The following is a 21,743-nucleotide window of genomic DNA, read 5'->3' as shown; positions in this document are numbered from 1 at the left end:
CGGAGGATTAAAGATGACACAGAGTTCCATTAAAAATATATTAATCAGTATTGCTACAGTAGCGATTATTGCCAGAGAATTGTTTACACATCCGTTTAATGTGATCGGTACTATTATTTCGGTCGTAAGTGTCATAGTAATTGCTTTGGTTTTATTTGTATGGCAGCCGGAAGTTGAGTTTAGTGCTAAGAGCGATATTTATCTACTGTTTCTTGTATTGGGTATCACAGGTGCTCAGTTCGGGGATCTGATCGGACATTACAATGAGATAGCCATTTCATATCTGGCAAATAATATGAATTGGTGGGGCCTGTTGTTTATAGGAGGATCTGTTTTTGTAACACTCATATTAAGCAGACCCTTGAAAAAAGTTGTTCTTATTAAGCGTTTGATCGGTGTAGTATCGATAACGCTATCTTTGGCTTTTACTCTTGGCGGCAATCTTAATGTTTATGATTATTTTATTCTTGGCGCTATTATAAGTTATTACCTGTTCACAGCAACTTTAAACGATATAGATTCAAACAGCAAAGCATTTGGAAGAAACTATTGGATTACTTTGATTACGATAGCCGTATTTCTTGCCAGAAGGTTATTATTCCCGTCATTTGAATACTCGGAAAATTCGCTGATGGCTACTCTTAATTTTAAGATCCTTCCTTTTTATGTATTAATAGTTGTCATTATTATTGCCGTTGTATTGACCGCGATTGATCTCTTTTTCAGTATTAATCGCCATATCACAAATGATATGATCCTGTTTTGCGGAATTGCTTCTTTAGCAGTTGTTGCTAAGTGTTGTGTGTATTTTCATTTCGCCGCAAGTTGGTTGCTCATTATTATTGGAGTTATTGTTTTAATAGGTGCGGCTATAAAACATGCTTCTAATTGCAAAAAGAAAATTGTTCAAAATCTTGATTTTGATGACTTCGACAATCCTTTGTTCTATATGTTGCTTGTTGAGGGAATGCTTTCTTTTGTAGCTTCACAGATCTGTTATGGACACTTTTACTTTGTGGTTGTTTTGGGACTTGTATTTTTCATTATCGCTTTTTTCCCTGGCTTGTTTACAGGTTGGCATGAAGATTTTGCTAAAAGTTTTGCCTATACGTTTTCTTTTGCATTGCTCGCATGCTCCCGTGTTATTACCGTAGGCTATTCTCTTAATAAGATATTACTGATTGCTGCTATTTTTCTGTTTGCAACATTTTCTTTGTTCTTTGTTGACCACAATAATGAGGTTGGACACAATGACTTCAAAGAAATGAAGGCTATAATGATATTCTTTTATGCTTTGCTTTTGATTATCCCTATATACAAGGGTGGTTCTCATGTGAAGATCGAAGCAGAGAAAGAAGGGGATATTGTAAGCAATTATGTGATCAATCCTACCACCATATCAATTAGTTCAACTGCTGACGGCAAAGCAAATGAAGTAGTATCCATGAGATATGTTTTTTGTAAGAATCTTATCTATGACACGGCAGACGTTGTTAATGTCGATGGTGATACGGTTACTGTTGAATTAAATGATTCTCATTTGATTGTTTGGGCCTTGGATACAAATGGTATGGAAACCCGCAAAGACTTCTGGTTTGAACCATATAGTGATTCAGACTCTGTATTTGGTGGAAATACATTAATATCACGTCTCGAAAAGAAAGATAAGGTTGAGTTAGGATGCAATTACACTATCTATAATGAAGAATTCTATTCTGGAGTTATTGAGGCGAGATGGTGGGATTATGAAGACGCTATGCTTAAGTCAGGAGTGTACGATGGTCGAATAACCATTCTCCCTTTTTCTATCGAAGTCGAGGATACTGTAAAAGATCCAGTTTATTATGAGTTCTATTATAGTGACGACGCTTACTTTGACAGAAATGATCTTCTGAATCCCATTTTTTCTAATACTGTTGTTCCTAAGAAATATGACAGCGGTACATACTATGATATTGAGTTTTCTGGGAATATTAAGCAAGGTTTTTATGTTGTTGTAGTTGCTTCAGATGAAAGCCTTAATGTTCCTTATGTTTTAGCTTATGCTGAAGTTAGAGAAAGGACTGAACCGGTCTCGCCCGCATCCAATGACCAGAACCGTCTATATATTCAGAACCTCCCAGGAAATATATTTACATATGAAGACGGATATGTTGGTGTTGACAATTCGCTGTTTGGAATGACTTATTCTGAGATAGATGATCTATTCAATGGAAATTTGTCTGAGCTGCAAGATTGGAATGAAGGTGATCTGGACGCAGTTTATAAGGCATATTACGGTCCAATTTCCTTGAAATTTAATAGCGATGAAGTATGTGTGAGTATGATTTATCATTATTCTTCTGATTCATTTTATCCTGATAGTCTGAGTAATGTTTATTCGAAACACTTGGGTGAAAGTGACTCGGTTACATATGATCAGGATACTGGAGATCTTCATAATTGCGTGTGGTATGGTACTGATGTGAATGTCCATATCTGCTGGGAGAAAGGAAACAATTGCTGCTTCGTAGAATATGAAGCAACGGCTAGTGTTATTGAGAATTAATACTTAACAATAACATCCTAATTAAGTGAGGACAGTTATATGTATGATAGGTTGTTACTCTGCAAACAAGGCGGGATCATCGATATTTCTCATATGGCAGAACAGGATAATTCTGTGCATATCTGTATCGGACTGGGCGGAACAGGTGTTGATTGTCTGAAGAATCTAAAAGCAAAGGTGTATAACCGCATACGTCCTGATAATCCGAATTCATCTGTTCCTCGATATAGTCATATTAAGTTTTTAGCTGTAGATTCAGATATGGATTCTATTAAGTATGATGAAAAAAGCCGATATGCTGATTTTTGTAAGTTGGATTTTGAAAAAGAAGTCTTCCATTTAGGTCAGGGTGTTAAATTTTTAAAAGTGGATTTTGATTCTGATCCAACATATCGAGAGTGGTTTGAGTATAGGAAGATTAAAGCGTGTATGGTCGGTCCTGGCGCAAATGCAATTCGTCAGGTTGGTCGCTTTTTTCTAATAAGTCAAGCTGGTGCTTTTTGTGATTTAGTTCGTAACATGATATTTGAATCTATTCAAGGTTTATCAAAGCCAGCAATCTTCATTCATGTTTTTACTGGTTTGGGTGGAGGCACTGGTTCTGGTTCATTTCTTGACGTGTGTTATCTGATCCGCGAGGTTATAAAACGAAATGAATTTTCGCGATGCTACTTGTGCGGTTATTTTTTTCTTCCAGATGTAAATATCGTTAATGGTTTACATGTTGAAATAGAACGAGTTGTTCGTGCTAATGGTTATGCTTCTTTGCAGGAACTCGATTATTGCATGAATTTTGAGCGTAATGGAGACAAGTGGTCTCAGTATTACAATGGAGTCGGTTTAGTTGAGAGTAAGAGAATGCCGGTGGATATAGGTTATTTATTGTCTGCTTCAAATACAAATGGAAATATTTACAATGATGGTTATTACTTTGTGATGAATACTGTTGCAGAACATATAATTTCTCTTATAGTTAACAATACAACACATTGCTTTGAAGGAGATATTGGTAAACATTTTGCTTTTAATGGATGTTGCGAAAAAGAGTATGGAGCGAATTATGATTATTGTTCTTTAGGGGTATCAACAAGCGGAATTCCCACTAATGAATGTCTAACATATTTAGCATCAGCCATCTTTGAAAAAATGGCAGTTGCTGTTAAAGATATTGTTCCTACTAAAAATGATTGTGATGAGTTTATCAATAAAAACGCTCTTTCATATGACAGGATTTTTGCTCAATTGACATATGGTGCTGACCTTACAGCCTTCCCTTTGAATGATGTCAGATGGAGAGACGCTCTTGCAAATGATGATCTTACGGTTACGTATTTTACGAATATGGCTAATAGATCTTACGGAAAGATTGATGAGAATTATACAGCATTATCAAGAGAAATAAAAAAATATTATGATGATACGGAAGCGTTGCAGGATGTTGCCAGATCTTTGATAACCAAGATCTTTGTTGCTTTGAAAGATATTGCTTGTGATAACAAATATGGTCCTTTTTATGCTGCAAGACTCCTGCGCTCTAATACGGGTGTTGATCTTCTTGCGATTGTAGATGGATATCTAAAGGAAGCACAAGGCAAGCTTGTTCAGGAAAATGCCCAGGAAGATAAACTGTATCCTGAATGGAAGAAAGCTCAGGATGAGTTTTTTGCCAGTAATACGGGTTCTTTTAATGGTGAAAGAAGATTCAAGAAATATGCTAATGCAACAAGGCAATTAAATATGCATCGTGCAAAAGCAGCTGCAATAAGCAGAATGGTTGACCTTATGAGACTGCTTCATGACCAACTCATCAAACTTTCAACAGGATATATGGATGTTCTTGTGAATACTGTTAATCACCTTATTGACACTTTTGATGAGAATAAGAGATACCTTGATAGTGGTGTAATTAAGCATGTTAGTTACGAAATGCCGATTGCTACTCTGAACGATGTTATGCCGGATTTAAAGAGTACCATTGCTGAAATGGATGTCGGACAGAATATCACACGAGTAATGAGATCATTAACTTCAAAAGAAGGTGTTGATGCTTGGATAGATAATAATGAGAATGATATATCTGTATTTATTATTCGCTATTTTACCGATTTGTTTCCAGATTATTCTCAAAAAACTTTGGCTGATTACTTTAGAATGAAATATAGAATTAACGAACCAGAAGCGTTATCTAATGTGATTGAACATGATTATCTATACAATATGATTCATTCTTCTAACCCAGCATTATGGAGTGCTCATCAATACTATGTTTTTGATGCTTGGGGGAGAGATTTATTTTTTATGCCTTATAATGCTTATGAAGTCGAACACGCAACTAGAAATATGATGAGTTGCTTTGTTTTTCGATGTGGCTATGACGAAAGAGTTGTTTTTATTAGGCATAAATACTGCATTCCGTTATTTGCATACGAAGGTATTTACCGCTATGAAAGGGATTCTTTGAACGGTAATATTGTTGGTCAGCATATCTATGAGGGGAAGCAATACTTTGATGGTAGCAAGTTAATACAAGGACGTAATTGGAAACATTTACCTTCGCCAATTCCATTTCGTTTAATGTGTGAAGATTTTTCCAGTCCTGAACTAATGCATCTTGCAGAAGAAGCCAAGGATTTGTATTCAGAAGCTGAAGCCAACGGTGTAATTCACGAGTATGATTCCTATGATTTTGGAATCTTTACTATTTCAGACGCATTTATGTGTTCTTTTAGAAACGCTTTTGAAGATGGAAAAAAGAAAGAGAATAAAGATGATAAGCTACAGGCGAAGGAACAATTGGAACAACTATCTAAGAATATAGAATACAATTCTCCAATTCCGATTCCTAACGATTGTAGTTTATCTGAAGTTGAAAGGAAGCGAGAGGTTCGTATCGAGCACTTTGTTAAGTCTCCTTGTTTGCAGAAGATTGTAAGAGCGGAACTTGAAAAACTCAAAGAGATTAATGAAGCAATTCACTATTTAGATTAGAAGAGATTATGCGGTCAGTGTACGGTTTTGGAACTCGTGTTGAGCAAAAGTTAACTGCATGCGTGCGTAAAAGAATATGAAGTGAATAAATGGTAAATAAATACAATTTAGTGAGGAAAGTTATATGATTGATAGGTTGTTACTCTGCAAACAAGGCGGGATCATCGATGTTTCTCAAATGGCAGAACAGGATAATTCTGTGCATATCTGTATCGGACTGGGCGGAACAGGTGTTGATTGTCTTAAGAATCTAAAAGCGAAGGTGTATGACCGAATCTGTCCGGATGACATTGATTCACCTGTTCCTCAATATAGTCATATTAAGTTTTTAGCTGTTGATTCAGATAGAAGGGCTTTTGAGTATGGTGAGAAAAGCGGATTTGGAGATTTCTGTAAGTTAGATCCCTATAATGAATATTTCCCAATTGGACAAGGTGTTAGAAACTCAGATTTATTCCAGGACAAAAGAGTTTTTGATTCTAATCCTGCTTTTCGGGAATGGTTAGAACACACGAATATTAGATCTTTTAGTGCTGATGCTGGAGCAGGTGGAGTTCCTCAGATTGGTAGATACCTGTTTGCTTGCCAAGCAAATGCTTTTTTTGATGTAATAACAAATATGATCAATCAAGCTAGTATCGGTTTATCTAATCCCTATGTGTATATCCACATTTTTAGTGGAGTAAGTGGTGGAACAGGCGCAGGTGCTTTCTTAGATGTCTGCTATCTTGTTAGAGAGGCGATTAAAAATGCTGTAGCAAATAATTGTATTTTGTGTGGCTATTTTTTCCTCCCGGATGTATATGGTGCCAAGGGGATAGATGATTATAGCTATCAATATATTAAGAATAATGGTTATGCTGCACTTCAAGAATTAGATTATTGCATGAATTATGAAAAAAATGGAGATAAATGGTCTCAGTATTATAAAGGCATCGGCCTTGTCGAAAGCATACGACAGCCTGTCGATTTTTGCCATCTGATTTCTGCTACGACATCGAATGGCGACATGTTGGCTGATGGATATGATTATGCTTTGAATGTGGTTACTGACTTTATTTTAGGACTATTGGTGAAACCGGATAATCATTCTTCGTTTTCATGGCTGGGATATTTTTCGGAGCTTTATCCTAGATCGAGAATGATTAATAAAGAATTTGGTGCAGCATATAAGTACTGCACTTTAGGTGCGGCAACAGCAACAGTACCACATAAGGAAATGATGACATATCTTGCGTCAGAGCTTTTTGAGAATATGTATATTGCTGTAATTGATAAGATACCCAATGAGAATGACTTAACCGATTTTATGAATAGGAATTCTTTATCTTATAATCGGATTTTTGATATGTTAACTCAGGGTGCTGATTTAAATTTTTCCCCAATGCCAGATGTTAATTGGAGAGATGCACAAGCTAATGATAATCTGACAGTAACTTATTTTGAAGACATGAAGTGCAGGGTTCTCGGAAAAATACAAGAGAATTATTCTACCCTTTCAAGGAAGATTGACGATTATTCAACCATTTCTGATTGTCGAACAGCAAATACAAGATCATTAATTTCACGAATCTTCGAATCGTTGAAATATTTGGCTACAGATCCTGCTTGTGGCCCTTTTTATGCTGCTAAATTGCTTAGATCTACAATCAGAAAGGACTTGGTAGCTGTAATAGACGGTTACATAAAGACTGCAAATGAACAACGTGAACAGGAAAACGCACAGGAAGATAAATTGTATTCTGAATGGAAGAATGCTCAGGATGAGTTTTTTTCTGGTAATACCAATGTTATAAATGGTAATCGCAGATATAAGATATATGCTAATGCAACACGCAATTTAATTATTCATCGTGCTCGAGCTGAAACATATGCGCATATGCTTCATTTGTTGAATGCTTTACATATACAGTTGATGAGCCTTTCCTCAGAATACATGGATAAACTTTTAAATACTATAAAGCGATTAAAGGATACATTTGATGAGAATAAAAGATATCTTGCTGAGGATGGATTTGCTATTCATCCAAGTTATGAGATACCGATTGCTACGATAAATGATGTTATGCCTGAACTGTTAAGCACGGTGGCAGCAATGAATATGGATCAGAATATTCATCATTTCATGTTGAAGATGACATCAAAAGAAGGCGTAGACGCTTGGATAAACAGTAATGAGGATAAGATTTCAATGTTTATAAATCATTACTTTACGGATGTGTTCTTTGAATATTCTCAAAAGACGATGACGGAATATTTTCAAACGAAATATAAAACTACGACTCCAGAGCAACTTGTGCATTATATTGAAACTGACTTCTTGAATAACCTGCGTATGAGAGCTGATCCAATGTTTTGGACTTCCAATACTTATGATATTCGTTGTTCATGTATGAAAGGATACATAACAGTCCCCGACTTTTGTGTAGAAGCAAGGGAAGCTGCTATGAATCTGGCAGTTGCAAACAGACAAGCATTTGCGGTTGTTGATGGAGCTTTCTCTGATAGAATATCAATATTGAACTATTGCTACGGTATTCCGCTTTATGGGTATAATGGCGTATATTGGTACGAAAACGACTCTGTTAACAGCAAAATTTCCGGGCAGCACATTTATGAGGGAAAGAGTTATAAAGACGATGGTAAGGAGATAATTGGCCGTGATTGGAGACTCTTACCTTCGCCAATTCCATTTCGCTTAATGCAAAATAAATATTCAAATTCTGAGCTAATGCGCCTTGCAGAAGAAGCCAAGGATTTGTATTTAGAAGCTGAAGCCAAAGGTGTAATTCACGATTATGATTACTCTGATTTTGGAATTTTCACCATTTCAGACGCATTTATGTGTTCTTTTAGAAATGCTTTTGAAGATGGAAAGAAGAACGAGTATAAAGATGATAGACTTCAGACGCAGGATCAATTGGAACATCTTTCGAAGAACATAGAATACAATTCTCCAATTCCTATTCCTAATGATTGTACTTTGTCTGATGTTGAAAGGAAGCGAGAGGTTCGTATCGAGCATTTTGTTAAGTCTCCGTGCCTGCAGAAGATCGTAAGAGCTGAGCTTGATAAACTCAAAGAGATTAATGATACAATTCACTATTTTGATTAGAAGAGATTATGCGGTCAGTGTGCGGTTTTGGAACTTGTGTTAAGAAAAAGTTATAATTATATGTGTGACTCTTAATATATGGAGTGAATAAATGGTTATTAAATACTGTCCTTTCTGTGTGGGAAAACCATATACAGATGATCTGTCCAGGGGTATATGTCCGAATTGCGGGACTGAGCTTTTAACTGAGATGGTATCGGGATCAAATGGTCCTGAGGGCAGATATCGTTTGTCATTTTCGGATAATGCAAGTGCCGGCAATTCGAACAGCACGGTTTCTTCGCTGACAGATAATTCGAGTGTTAGTTCTTCTGTTTCTGGCAATGTGTCCGCGTTTGGCGGTGACGGGGGATTTAATGTTACCCCGTCGGGAGCAAACAGTTTTACCGGGAAGGTTGTCAATTATACATGTGCACAAGGAGAAAAGGACCGAGCCATCAGAAGACCATTTCTTAAGAAACTATATCAATTTATCGTTTACGGGCAAAAATCTGATGATGTATTACACAGGTTCTTTCTGTATACAGGTCAGTCAAATAATATAGGTTATTCTGATTCAAGCAATATACCTGTAAATGTTTATGGCAGTATTTCTGACGGAATGATCATTGATAACAATGAAATGCTTGAGATCAGGGGTAAGTTCAGACGTGATAAGATTTTTATGGCAAGAGAAGCGTATATAGTTAATAACGGGAATCCGGTCAAGATACGTTTTCGTCATTCTCCCAAATTTATTGCGGATCTAATATGGGCTTCGATAATCATAATACTGAGCATATTTACTGCTATTACATATGATGGCACTTTCGTTGAAGGAATAAGCTCGCTTGCAATTACATGGATCCTGATGACGTTGATATTCCTGGTGCTTTATTTTGCATTATTGAAATGGATAGCATTAATTCTGCTAATTAAGAAGGGCAGCAAAACGATAGGCGGATTATTTGCGTCATCGTTTATAGCTTCACTTGTGTTTATGAACAGAGAGCTAATCTGGGCTTCGACGGGAAATATTGTTTCCCAGTTTTTCTGGGCGGTTCTAGTTGCTGCCGCTATATTTGCTGTTATTGCTATCGCACTAAGGATAATAATGTGATGATCAGGGTTCTGAGTTATGAATAGACAGGGAATTGAAGATTTAAGTCAGAGATTAACCGAAGAATACAGCAGAATGATTCAGGAAATGTACTTGGATCATGTAGTTGAGGATGTTAGTTTATCTCAAACAGCTAATCATTTCTTTTATATCAATATTATTGGATTGGCGGAGAAGTGGAACAAAGAAGACAAGAGTATCTATGATTATATGACTACGCTGATTGTGGGACTGCATTCTTTGGAGTGCCCGTTTTCTATTGTTTTTGTTAATAAGGATGATTGTTTCCGGGTGTATATCGGTTCAGACAGTCGGCATATAGAGAATGTTAAAAGCATGCTTTGCGGTGTCTTCCCGATGATAGAATTCGGAAAAGGGAGTAATGAAGAAAACTATAAGATATTGGTTTTGAATCAATTGCGTGATCCTGCAAAGTATTCCTTTGGAGGATATATAAAGGGGAACCCGGCTGTTGTACATGAGGCTGATGATAAACCTTTGTCGGTTGTTATCAGCGGAATGGGAAATAGAGATTGGTGCATATCAATATACGCATTCCCGGAGCGTAAAGTTAATACGGTTATCCGTCATGAGGTTTGGATGACAAAGTCTTCTGAATGCAGTGTTTTATCGAGTGTTTCTTTTTCCGAATCCTATGCAGAAGAATCTCTTACATATCAGAAATCATATCAGCAAAGCAGAAAGTATTGTGGTTTAGTTGAGCAGTTCATTAAGAATCTGGATGAAGCACTTGTGAACGGCGAATGGAATGTAACTGTGAATTATAGTTCTGACAGTATTTCTAATGCGGAATTGCTTGGCTCGTTGCTTGTTTCTTCATATTATGGTCGTGAATCCGGGCCTGAGCCTGTTCATAAGATCGTGAATAAAGGCGCTAATGTCGGGCTGATCGAGAATCAGGTGTATCACAATAATTATATTTGCAATTTGAATTATCCCAGGTATTCGAATTTTGTCAGCAGCTCCGAATTAGCTTCGTTTGCAGCGTTTCCGACTAAGGAGTTGTATGGATTATCGATAGATGATTATGCTGAGTTTGATGTTGACAGATTAGATGAGGGTAATCTTGAATTAGGTAATATCATAGATTCGGGATGTGTGACTGGTAACATATATAAGTTTGATGTAAACGAACTTAACCGGCACTGTCTTGTTGCTGGATTGACCGGTTCCGGCAAAACGAATACTTTAAAGAGTTTGATCTATTCTGCTTCGCATGATCTTGGTCTTCCGTTCTTGATCGTAGAGCCGGCAAAAAAGGAATACTGGGAGCTGTATAAACTCGGATTTACAGAACTGCAGATCTTTAGTGTAGGTTCAAATGAAAAGAACAGCCATAAATTGTGTATCAATCCGTTTGAAAGAGCATGTTATATTGATGAGAACGGCAGGGAATACAGAGTTCCGATTCAAACACATATAGACTTTGTTTATGCAGCTTTCAAGGCCAGTTTTATTATGTATACTCCTATGCCATATGTTTTGGAAAGAGCAATCTATGGCATCTACGAAGATGTTGGTTGGAATATACAGGATAATACCAATGACAATGGTGAGATATATCCAACGATGGAAGATCTGTTTTTCAAGATCGAGGATGTTGTTAACAGTAACGGTTATGATGATAGAATGAAGCACGATCTCATCGGTTCTCTTCAGGCGCGTATCAACTCCATGCGTCTTGGAACGAAAGGCGAAACTCTTAATGTAGCAAAAACATTTCCGCTTAAGAACATATTTAATGGTAATGTCATTATTGAATTAGAGGATATTGGTGATGATGATGTAAAAGCCTTTATCATCAGCATGATCCTCATACTTTTGCTTGAATACAGACGTCAGCAAAAAGACTCTCAGTTGGAACTACGGCACTTGATGGTTATCGAAGAAGCGCACCGTCTACTTAAAAATGTTCAATCAGGGACAGGTGAGAATGCTGACCCGAGAGGTGCGGCGGTTGAGTTTTTCTGCAATCTTCTTGCAGAACTCAGAAGCAAGGGGCAAGGCTTTATTGTTGCTGATCAGATTCCGTCTAAACTTGCCCCTGATCTGATCAAGAATACGAATCTTAAGATCGTTCACAGAACTGTTGCAGAGGAAGAACGTGTTCTTCTGGGCGGATCTATGCATATGACGGATGAACAGATCGATTATCTTGCTTCATTAAAGCAGGGTGTAGCTGCTGTATATTCAGAGGGTGACAACAGGCCTATCCTGGTCAAATCTAAATATGCGGGTGCAAATGAGATTGCTGAACTGAAAGAGTTAGATAGAGAAGGGGTTTTGACCAATACAAGTAAAAATATTACAGGATATGTAGATAAATCGGAATATCGCATTCTTACAGACAGGCAGAATAAAATGTGCAGAATGTGTAACAGAAACTGTCAGAAACATTTTGCAGATATTCTCAATGCGCTGAATCCGGAGAATTATGCTGCATTTGCAGAGTCCATCAATCCTTATAAAACGAAAAAATGCAAGGGAAGTGAGATTGACTATAGCGTTAGAGAGTTCCTTTCAAATGAGGTTAATCCATCTTTTGCGAAAGATTTACAGAATAGAATATGCGTCGTTAATAATTTAATAGTAACTTGGAATTTGGAAGACGAGTATTCAAAAGAACTGATAAGGTATTATAATAATCTGAAGGAGGTATCAGGCGGTGAAAGGTGAAAATGATTCCTTGGATGCTGGTATTTCAAGTGTCCCCGAGATTGGTACCGGAGAAGGAGCGATAGAAACCGAAAAGGTTGAAATCAGTAAATCGGAGCCAATTGAAACCGAAAACAGTCTCTCTGTCAATGAGATGAAGATTGAAACTGATAAGATCGAGACAGATAGTAACATTGTTAATCCGGATAACGATCTTGCTGAAAAAGCGGAAGCGGGCAATAAAACTGAAGCTGAATTAATAAAGGAGAATTCTGAGTATTCAGATGAAGTTAATTCATATATAAGATCAAAAGACGAATTGGATATATATCAAGATGTCGGCTTGAAAGAAGGCGAAGTCGGTGATAAAACCGCATTAACCCGAACAGATATTAATCTGGAGCAAAAGGATGAAAAAGGACGAACAAATTTGGAAAGAATGGAGTTGGGGTTGGCGCCGTTGGATTCGAACGGCGAGTCTTTAGAACTTCATCACGTTGGTCAGAAATTGGATTCTCCCATTGCCGAACTTACTTTTGATCAGCATCGTGGAAAAGGAAATGATTCTATATTGCATGACAAGACAATTGAGTCGGAAACTCATGCAGAAGGAACAAATTGGGACACAGAAAGACAAAACTATTGGAAAAGCCGAGCCGCTGGTTTTAAGGAGGTAAAAGAGAATGAGTAAAATAGTTGATCTGATCAATTCTATTCCGAATGCTTATACTATTGAAGGGTGTTCGGAAGAGCAAATAAGTGAAGCTGAAAAAGAGTTGGGATTGAAGTTTCCGCAAGAATTCATTGACTATGTTAAGGAATTCGGGTGTGTGGATTTTTCTGCGCATGAATTTACCGGATTGAATATAGAAGGAAGATTAAATACTGTAACTGCAACGAAAAAGGAGATCAGTGTTAATCCTTCTTTTCCAAAAGACTGTTTTGTATTTGAAGACCTTGGGATAGAGGCTGTTTTAATAATCGTTAATGAATCAGGCGAAGTATTTAGGATTCAATACGAAAATATAGAAAAGATAAGTGATAGTATCTTTGATTATATCAGTTCAATTTCTTAATGATTGTTTTACGGAATGCGCGCCAGATATGGGCGCGCTAAATGAATATGTGTTTGTGTTTGGTAAAAGATGAGGGATTAGATGGCTTTTTGTATTAAGTGCGGAACGAGAATTAATCCCGGAGCTAAATTCTGTCGCAAATGCGGTGCATATGTTATCGGGCAGATGCCTGATTCATCGAAAGCGCAATCTGCGATTAATCATAAAGAAAAGAAAGATGCCCATGCGATCCGCTTGGCGGAGTATTACAAGATCAAGGCTGAAACAGTTAGCAGATATAAAAAACAGTTGGTGAAAAATCCTTTTGCATCAGCTACTGAATTGCGTGACAGATGGCTTAAGCTCAGCAAGGAAATGAATAAAGTATATGAGTTTTCGAAACAAAATCCGGAAACGATATCAGACGGCCGTGAGTTAAAGTCTTATTCTGACGAAGCTAAGAAAAGAAGTGAGGCTTATTCGTTTGAGATCGAATATGAAGAATATAAAGAAGAGTTCTTATCGGTTTGCAGGGATTATTTAGATATAATCGAAGAAGAATATTCTTGGAGCGATGACTATGGCCTTTTACAGAGATTTGAAGATCTTAACCGTAGAATAACTCTTTTGGCTAATAACTTCGGAAGATATAAACAATATGATATTGACGGACGTCTGCTGAGAGATGTTCAAAGCAATATTTCGTTTTATTATTGTGTCCAGCTTTTGTTTGAATCTCAGGCTGAAAGGAAAAAGAAGAATTACTTTTCCGCGAATCAATACGATAAAAAATGTTCTGATATAGCAAAGGCCTTCACTGAAGACCGTTTTTTGATCTTATCTGCAAATGCATATTACCGACAGGCTCTTAATGCTGAGAAACTTGAAGAGCAAGGTATGGAATGGATCGATTCTCTGCCTGTAGCGGATGTTAAACAACAGTGTATTAGTTTGGCCGAGATATTTCTGTTGCCATTGGAAGATTTGAATTATTGTTCTTCTGTAGTCGACCGGCATTTCTATGGTTCTTATCAGAACTATTGGGAATGGCAATTCATGGATTATGCTGTCTATGCTCTTGTTGAAATATGCGAGCGTAAAAATAATAACGTGAAAAAGAATAAAGTATTGGATATTGCTTTAGAAGCACTGAAGATGAGTATTCTTGAAGAAGAGTGGCGTTTAAGCATAATTAATAAATATAATAAATTGCGGAGTCCGAATTGATTTGTTTCCCTTTGTGGGTGGGAATGGTAGCAATTAGGTTTTTAATATGAATCCTGAAGCTGAACAAAATGAATTAAAGAAGATATTTGAACACTATTTAAGCTTGGCCAATAAGAGAGTGTCATGGGCACAGACTTGGATTGCTGATGCCTATTTTTGGGGCTGGGGAGTCGAAAAGGATTACAAAAAATTTATTGAGTGGGATATTAAAGCAGCTCGAAACGGATCTTATGTTTCAAAGCGGAGGATGATGCTTTATTATCAGTCTTTTGGTGATGTTGAAGCTGTGACTGATATATACAGGATGAGATTCCGCCCGACAATGATATCCAAACATAAAGCTATATATCCTACTGAAATCGAAATCGCCTTCGAAGAACGTCGTGGCGAGATCGGTTATATGCGTTGGCCTTTTGAAGAGTATAAGGAGCGGTTTGCTAATAAGAATGCATTTCAGTTTATTGATGATTTTGAGGCTTCGATTGATAATACCTTGCTTTACAGCGAGCTTGAGTACGGCGAAGCGGCTTTATCAAGAGCCATTTGTTATATCTTCGGATTTGGAACTGCTCCTGATCTGAAGTTGGCGATGGATTATTTGGTCGGGTTCGACAATAAGGACTGGGACAAACTTAAAAGAGCAAAAGGTTCACGATATACAAGAAATGATTATTACAGTTCGAGTTTTGATGCGTTGCATTATTATTCCTGTTTGCGTGAAATAGGAATTGACGGCAGTGATTCATTGGATGAGTTTCTTGATGAGTTTGTTCATGGACAGTTATTAGGTTCGGTTGAAAGTGCATTTTCAGCATATCTGGTCCGTCATGAGCTTAGGAGAGCCTTAGAGGGAGACATTATTTGTGCCGGTAATATTGGGATGTGTATGCTGGAAGAAGGTAATGTTCCGGATAATGCAGGAAGGCGCCTGCTATACCATGATGATTTAAGTGCAGCGGGTTTTCTGAAAATGGTCGTAAACAAGAAACGTAATTCTTTGGTAACTATAAAGATGCTGGAACTGACATCTGATCCTGAAAAAAGGTCTTTTGATTGGAGCTATTCATATAATCTTTGCCTGAATGTCGAAAGTGCTTTTTCGGAAATAAACGAATACTTGAGTCATGAGTATGATATTTCCACCCAATTGAGTCTGCGTAGTGCTTTGGTGGATGCGTTCTTGAAACTTGCGCACAGCACTGATAATGAAGCTGTCAGGCGAAATATCGGTAAAAAACTGTTAGTGATCGATCAGCAGGATGACGGAATTGGTGATCTTTGTAAAGGAAAACTCTATTTTGATTGTTTTCGGGACTATTATCAGGCAATTACATACTTTGACAGATATTTTGGTGGTCCGAACGAGTATTCGGATCTGTGCCGCAGGCTGATGGGAGTGCAATGATTGTCAAATAACTTTGAAATATGCCGTGTTTGGACATAATATTTTAAAGTTATATAATAGTGCACATGAATATTACCGTTGACGGCTATAACATAAATTACAAGATAACAGGCGAAGGCCTTGAAACTATTGTGATCCTCCAGGGCTGGGGGACACATTTGGGTGTCTACGACTGGGTGGCAGACTCTGTAAACAGTAAGTATCGTGTGCTTCAGTTCGATTTACCGGGTTTTGGCGGCAGCGATGAACCCAAGACTTCGTGGAATGTTGATGAGTTTGCGGATTTCTTCTGTAAGCTGATGCAGGCTTTGGATATCAGAAAGGCTACCCTGATAGGTCATTCTTACGGCGGAAGGATCATTATCAAGTTGGCTGCAAGAGATAATATTCCATTTGAGATCGACAGAGTAGTGCTGATAGACAGCGCCGGCATAATGCCGAAGCGTTCTTTATGGAAGAAGATAAAGACGAGAAAGTATAAGATCCTTAACCGTATCTTCAAGAATAAAGTCATCTATGCGCTGTTTCCCGAGCTGATAGACGATTGGCGCAGCAGACAGGGTTCGAGCGACTACAGAAATGCTTCACCGGTAATGAGAAATTGCCTTGTTAAGGCTGTCAATGAGGACCTTACAGCCCTTTTGCCGAGCATCAAACAGGACACGCTCCTTGTCTGGGGCGATAAGGATACGGCAACACCTATAACCGATGCACAGATAATGAAGGAGAAGATTCCTTCGTCAGGGCTTGTCGTGCTTGAAGGAACAGGACACTTCTCCTTCCTTGAGAAACCTAATCAATTCAGGGCTATCATGCAGTCCTATTTCGGGATAGGAGCAAGATGATGATAGTACGTACCGTAATAACATTTGCTCTGGTCATATATACCTTTTTCCTGGTCATGCGGCATAACATCCATATGTTCCAGCTCAACGGCTATAAGAACGATGAGCAATTATGGTGGATAAAGAAAAACCTCCGTCAGCAGTGGCTTTTGGGATTCGGCGCTGTAGTTGCCATATTCAGATTGTTTTTCCCGTTATTGGCATTGGATATACTGATCTATCTGGTACTGCTCCTTGAGATCGCCGTATACAGAGCGCTCCACAGGATAAACACCAAGAAAAAGCTTGTTTACACTGCCAGGGTTAAGCGATTGATTACAACTATCACCATTATTTCGGTTATCCCTTTTGTGCTTGTAGTATTCTTGATAGGCATCGAGCGGGTTACAGGTGTTCTGATGCTGACGGTTTCATGCCAGATATTTGTTCTCCTTATCGCTAACATCATTAACCGCCCCATGGAAGTAATGATAAACAATCATTACATCAACGACGCAAAACGCAAGCTCAAGGAGATGCCTGAATTGGTAATAATCGGAGTCACGGGAAGCTTCGGTAAGACGAGCGTAAAATATTACCTTCAGACTTTGCTTCAGAACAGATACAATGTCTTGGTCACTCCCGGTAATTTCAACACTACGTTGGGTGTTACAAGGACTATAAGGGAGTATTTGAAACCGACTCACGAGGTCTTTATCTGCGAGATGGGTGCAAGAAGGGTAGGGGACATAAAGGAAATATGTGATCTTGTTCACCCTGATCACGGCATTATTACTTCAATCGGCCCTCAGCACCTGGATACATTCAATAACATTGATAACATCATTAAGACAAAGTATGAGCTTGCAGATGCAGTTCCAAGTAACGGGATGCTGTTCCTGAACGGTGACAATGAATATATTCAGCGTAAGGCTGCCGATTATCCGAACAGGATAATGTATTTCTCTGAACATGAAGGCCAGGGATACTATGCCAAGGACGTATCCGTATCTAACTATGGCACGGATTTTACAGTCGTAACCCCAAATGGCGACACTGAAAGATACCAGATGAAGCTTATCGGGATGCACAATGTCATAAACGTTGTCGGTGCCATAGCGGTTGCCAATTCAATGGGAATAGCCTTGAAAGACCTGATCGTGCCTGTTAGAAGGATACAGCCTGTCGAACACCGCATGCAGATGAAAGAACACGGGAATGTCACCATCATCGATGATGCGTACAATTCCAATCCCATAGGTTCCAAGGCTGCTGTGGAGACCCTGGCAATGTTCGACGGTATCAGGATACTCATCACTCCGGGTATGGTTGAACTCGGCGAAAAGGAAGAAGAGTACAACTTCAATTTCGGCACATATGCCGCTGATTGCTGTGATTACATACTTTTAGTCGGCAAAAAGCGTGCGGTACCTATCAGGAACGGTGTTCTGAGCAAGGGTTTTCCTGAGAAAAAGTGCCTTGTTTATGATAAACTTGAAGACGCGTTGGCTTACGCATATACAATAAAAGGTGAAGGCCACAGATATATTCTCCTCGAGAATGACCTTCCCGATAACTACTAGGAGGAATCGATATGAAGACCAGAGTTGCTATGATGTTCGGAGGAAAGAGCGTTGAACACGAGATTTCCGTAATATCAGGCATACAGGCGATCCTCAGCATGGACACGGATAAGTATGAGATAGTACCAGTTTATCTTACGAAGAAGAACCTGATGTATATCGGAGACGATATAGGCAAGATCGAATCATATAAGGATATAGACTCACTCTTGAGCAGATCGCAGAGAGTGATCATGGTAAATGAAGGCGAGAAAGTTCATATCGTCGGTTACCCGTTCAAGAAATTCGGCAAAAATGTTGATATCGATATTGATGTCGTTTTCCCAATCGTACACGGAACCAATGTTGAGGATGGAGCCCTTCAGGGATACCTTAAGACATTGGGCATTCCTTTTGTCGGATGTGATGTAGAAGCATCCGCTTTGGGAATGGATAAGTATGTAATGAAGATCGTTCTTAAAGAAAAGGGCATACCTGTCCTGGATTCCGCACTGTACACACTAAAGGATTACAGCAACATAGACACGCTCCTTGATGATATCGAGAACAAGTTCGGATATCCGGTTATCGTTAAGCCCGTCAATCTCGGTTCCAGCGTTGGTATCAGCGTGGCTAAGGACAGGCTTGAACTTACCAATTCCGTAGATGACGCTTTCCGCTACGCTACCAAGGTGCTGGTTGAGACTGCCATAACCAATTTGCGAGAGATCAACTGCTCTGTTTTGGGTGATGAGAATGATGCTATGGCTTCCGAATGCGAGGAACCTCTGCATTCTAAGGATATACTGAGTTACGAAGATAAATACACGGGCAATTCCAAGTCCGGCGGATCGAAGGGAATGGCCAGCACCTCGCGTATTATCCCTGCAGAACTCTCTCCGGAGATGCGGGAGGAAATACGCTCACTTGCAGTTAAAGCCTTCCAGGGCTTAGGATGCAACGGAGTGTCCAGGATCGACTTCATGATCGATGAGGATACCGGCAAGCTCTATTTCAATGAGATAAACACTATCCCGGGATCACTTGCATTCTATCTGTGGGAACCTGTTGGTGTTCCTTACAAAGAACTTCTCGACAGGATGATCGAACTGGCACTTAAGAGAATGCGTATTGAAGGCGGTCTTACTTTTGCCTTTGATACCAATATCCTTAATACTGCAAGCCTGGGAGGATCAAAAGGAAGCAAACTGTAATGAGCAGAGTAATTCCTGACAAGCCAGAACCGTTCGTTTACCTTGAAACTTCATTCATAAAGTCAGAATTCATAGAACTTCATTCCTGTGATTCTTTTGATATTAGGATGATGTATCCCGAATTGGGCATGAATAATGCTGAGAAAGGCTGTTTTGTCAGAAAAGAAGTATTCGAAAGGCTACTTAAGGCTTCAGAAAATCTTCCCCAAGGATACAGATTCAGGATATGGGATACCTGGCGTCCGTTTGATCTGCAGTTTGAGTTGTTTGAGAAATATTCAGAAAAGATAATAAAGGATTTCGGTCTTGAAGATCAGGACAGTGATATACAGCACTCTGTAATAATCAGCTTTGTCTCACGTCCCGTATCTGACCGTAATGTGCCTCCGGTTCATACGACAGGGGGTGCCGTGGATCTTACGATAATAGATCCTGAAGGTAACGAACTTGACATGGGATCAGGTTTTGATGAGTTTTCAGACAGAACGTATACTACTTACTATGAGAATAATGGGGCTGACAGTCAATCTGAAATGATCAGAGAGAACAGAAGGCTTCTTTATTATGCAATGATCGACGCAGGATTTACGAATCTTCCTTCGGAATGGTGGCACTACGATTACGGGGACAGATTCTGGGCATTCTACACCGAACAGCCGGCTTTTTTCAAAGGGGTATTTACCCGGGGAGAATTCAATGGAGACTGAATCAGAAAAGAAGCATTATCAAAACCGTAGAAAACAGGCGAATAAACTCATCAACACGCTCAGTTATCTGATAGTTATTTTTATCATATGTGTGTTGACCGCAATTGAGGTTGTCATACTGATAAATACCAACAGTTTCTCATGGGTCGACCTGATCAAGGAAACAGCCATGAATCTTTTGGGTGTTCTGGTGGCTTTCCTAATCTTTGATGTAATTCACGATAAGCTTTCTAAGGATAGTTATGCTGATGAAGTTTCAGAAAAGATCCGATCAACGCTCTTTGATCAGGAAGGAATTGATGAACTTAGTGATGATGTAAAAAAGGTCTTCGTTACTAAGTCTCTTATCTCACTTGATAAAGACGGGGATGCTTCAAAAGAGATAACAAAAGCCCTGGAAGATTACTTCCATGAAGAGTCAAAGAGTGAGTCTGTCATACAGCAGATAGATAATTTTTCTGTTAAGCATAGACTTGATCTGATCAATAGAAACGTCGATTCAATAAAAAAAGATGATGATGAGAGATCTATGATCGATGGTTTTCTTAAGACATATCTTGCTGAAGAATCCAAACTGAGGCTGCGCACCCAGTTTGAATACAGTTTCATTTTGCAGGCACTTCCTAAAAATGAATATTTCAGCAATATGAAGTGCATGGAAGAATACTATCTTGTTCAGGAGACATTATTTTACGAGATAAAGTATCTGTCAGATGAGACGAATAATATGAAGAAGAATTGCGTAAGCATCGGATTCCTTTTTAATAATGAGAATCTGGATGCTTTCCTGAGAGATAACCCGATGGATGATGAAGGTAATGAACTTGAGAAATGCATCTTCAGAGAAAGCCTAGATGTTGAGATCGAAGACATTGAGTTTTTCCAGCAGCAATTCATTGCCGGGAAATTTAATGACATATTCTTAAATGTTTTTACTCCTGATATAAGGGTGGATAAAAAGCAGGGCAAACTGGTCGATGTAAAAGTGTTTGATTGCGGAATTGTCGCATCGTTTGAGACAAATCATGATGTTAACGCTAAATCTCACAGTGTTCAGATCCAGTTCCAGATGCCTAAAAAATGGAACGGACTTCTTGAGGTCGCAATGGTCGACCCGACTCATAATCCCAGGATCAGGGTCAACTATACTGATGATATGAATGTGGAAATGTACTCATTCCTTGATATATGTGATAACACTTCTTATGAGAATGCACATTCTGAGAACGGGCGCAATTACAATATCGTTTTAAATGATACATGGGTTTATCCGGTAAGTGGTGTCTTATTTTCAGTAAATAAAAAGAACAGTTGATCTTTCAA

The 21,743-nt window shown here is 38.6% G+C and carries 14 protein-coding genes; all 14 read left to right on the top strand.

Annotated elements, in window-relative coordinates:
* Positions 1-13: 13 nt before the first annotated feature.
* The 14 genes from BO18_RS15815 (at position 14) to BO18_RS15750 (ending at position 21,735) form a co-directional block, all read left to right on the top strand.
* Positions 14-2,548 carry a hypothetical protein gene (locus BO18_RS15815; protein WP_034447876.1) on the top strand — a complete coding sequence of 845 codons (2,535 nt, stop codon included), beginning with the start codon at positions 14-16 and terminating at the stop codon, positions 2,546-2,548.
* Between the two features lie 39 nt (positions 2,549-2,587).
* Entirely contained in the window at positions 2,588-5,536 is a 2,949-nt protein-coding gene (locus tag BO18_RS15810) for a tubulin-like doman-containing protein (RefSeq protein ID WP_034447874.1), read from the top strand.
* A gap of 124 nt (positions 5,537-5,660) precedes the next feature.
* A complete protein-coding gene (locus BO18_RS15805; RefSeq protein WP_034447871.1) occupies positions 5,661-8,651 on the top strand; it encodes a tubulin-like doman-containing protein in 2,991 nt (996 codons plus the stop codon).
* Between the two features lie 91 nt (positions 8,652-8,742).
* Positions 8,743-9,750, top strand: a complete 1,008-nt coding sequence (locus tag BO18_RS15800; RefSeq protein ID WP_034447869.1) for a TFIIB-type zinc ribbon-containing protein — start codon at positions 8,743-8,745, stop codon at positions 9,748-9,750.
* An 18-nt stretch (positions 9,751-9,768) separates the two neighbouring features.
* Entirely contained in the window at positions 9,769-12,447 is a 2,679-nt protein-coding gene (locus BO18_RS15795) for an ATP-binding protein (protein ID WP_034447865.1), read from the top strand.
* Entirely contained in the window at positions 12,437-13,117 is a 681-nt protein-coding gene (locus tag BO18_RS15790; RefSeq protein WP_051688825.1) for an HNH/ENDO VII family nuclease, read from the top strand. The genes BO18_RS15795 and BO18_RS15790 overlap by 11 nt, the downstream gene beginning before the upstream one ends.
* On the top strand, positions 13,110-13,502 hold the full coding sequence (locus tag BO18_RS15785; RefSeq protein ID WP_051688824.1) for an SMI1/KNR4 family protein: 393 nt from the start codon (positions 13,110-13,112) through the stop codon (positions 13,500-13,502). Before BO18_RS15790 ends, BO18_RS15785 begins: the two co-directional genes overlap by 8 nt.
* A gap of 81 nt (positions 13,503-13,583) precedes the next feature.
* A complete protein-coding gene (locus tag BO18_RS15780; protein WP_034447862.1) occupies positions 13,584-14,708 on the top strand; it encodes a zinc ribbon domain-containing protein in 1,125 nt (374 codons plus the stop codon).
* 46 nt (positions 14,709-14,754) lie between these two features.
* Positions 14,755-16,113: a sel1 repeat family protein gene (locus tag BO18_RS15775; protein WP_034447859.1), complete on the top strand. Its 1,359-nt coding sequence runs from the start codon at positions 14,755-14,757 to the stop codon at positions 16,111-16,113.
* 65 nt (positions 16,114-16,178) lie between these two features.
* Entirely contained in the window at positions 16,179-16,958 is a 780-nt protein-coding gene (locus tag BO18_RS15770; RefSeq protein ID WP_034447856.1) for an alpha/beta fold hydrolase, read from the top strand.
* Complete coding sequence (locus tag BO18_RS15765) at positions 16,955-18,520, top strand: UDP-N-acetylmuramoyl-tripeptide--D-alanyl-D-alanine ligase (RefSeq protein WP_081861088.1); 1,566 nt, start codon at positions 16,955-16,957, stop codon at positions 18,518-18,520. Before BO18_RS15770 ends, BO18_RS15765 begins: the two co-directional genes overlap by 4 nt.
* A gap of 11 nt (positions 18,521-18,531) precedes the next feature.
* Entirely contained in the window at positions 18,532-19,713 is a 1,182-nt protein-coding gene (locus tag BO18_RS15760) for a D-alanine--D-alanine ligase family protein (protein WP_034447853.1), read from the top strand.
* A complete protein-coding gene (locus tag BO18_RS15755) occupies positions 19,713-20,420 on the top strand; it encodes a M15 family metallopeptidase (protein ID WP_051688823.1) in 708 nt (235 codons plus the stop codon). Before BO18_RS15760 ends, BO18_RS15755 begins: the two co-directional genes overlap by 1 nt.
* Positions 20,410-21,735 (top strand): hypothetical protein, encoded by a 1,326-nt coding sequence (locus BO18_RS15750; protein ID WP_034447851.1) that lies wholly within the window; start codon positions 20,410-20,412, stop codon positions 21,733-21,735. Before BO18_RS15755 ends, BO18_RS15750 begins: the two co-directional genes overlap by 11 nt.
* Positions 21,736-21,743: the final 8 nt, after the last annotated feature.

Source organism: Butyrivibrio sp. AE2032, assembly GCF_000702965.1.
Note: the sequence above shows the minus strand (reverse complement) of the source record. Positions and strands in the feature narration are given on the sequence as shown.